Source organism: Salinicola sp. (assembly GCF_982684285.1).
On the sequence record NZ_CEXLVS010000527.1, the window covers coordinates 1 to 1,063 of the forward strand.

1 protein-coding gene is annotated in these 1,063 nt (G+C 41.1%); it reads left to right on the forward strand.

Translation table 11 applies throughout. The features are described from left to right. On the forward strand, positions 1-1,063 hold a 1,063-nt coding region (locus AC3AYF_RS21665; protein ID WP_487780530.1), incomplete at both ends, for a dihydroxy-acid dehydratase domain-containing protein.

A 1,063-nucleotide genomic window follows, 5' to 3' on the forward strand; every position in this document is an offset into this window, starting at 1 on the left:
GGTGAAAAGGCTGATTTAACAGGTAATGTAAAAGCAAATATTGCTATCATCTCGTCTTATAACGATATGTTATCAGCACATCAACCTTATAAAGATTATCCAGATACTATTAAGGCAGCAGCAACAGCTGCAGGTGGAGTGGCTCAGTTTGCTGGTGGTGTGCCTGCAATGTGTGATGGTGTGACCCAAGGTCAACCTGGAATGGAACTATCACTTTTTAGCCGTGATGTAATTGCTATGTCAGCGGCCATCGGCCTTAGCCATAATATGTTTGATGCAGCAATGTTTCTTGGAATTTGTGACAAGATTGTTCCGGGATTGTTGATTTCAGCTCTGAGTTTTGGGCACTTACCAGCGATATTTGTGCCTGGTGGTCCAATGCCGAGTGGCTTACCAAACAAAGAGAAAGTCCGTATTCGTCAGTTATATGCCGAAGGTAAAGTAGATCGTGATGCCTTATTAAAAGCTGAATCAGCTTCATATCATAGTCCTGGTACCTGTACTTTCTACGGTACGGCGAACAGTAACCAGATGATGGTTGAAATGATGGGATTACAATTGCCAGGTGGCTCTTTTATTAATCCCAACACACCTTTACGTGAGGCATTAACAAAAAATGCAACAGAACAGGTGTTGAAATATACAGCAATGGGGGATGACTTCCGCCCATTTGGTTATATGATTGATGAAAAAGCAATCATCAATGCGATCGTTCGTTTAATGGCAACGGGTGGTTCAACTAATCACACTATGCACTTGGTGGCGATTGCTCGTGCGGCAGGTATTATTATCAATTGGGATGATTTCGATAAAATCACCAAAATTGTACCCTTGCTTACCCAAATTTATCCAAATGGTGATGCTGACATTAATCATTTCCAAGCAGCAGGTGGTATGGGTGTATTAATTGGTGAACTATTGAAGCATGGTTTAATACATGAAGATATTGTCACCGTTGCGCCAACACAAGGCATGAATAGTTATACCCAAGAACCAAAACTCATTAATGATAAGCTGATTTGGCAAGAATGTCCTGATAAGTCATTAGATCCTGAAGTGATTG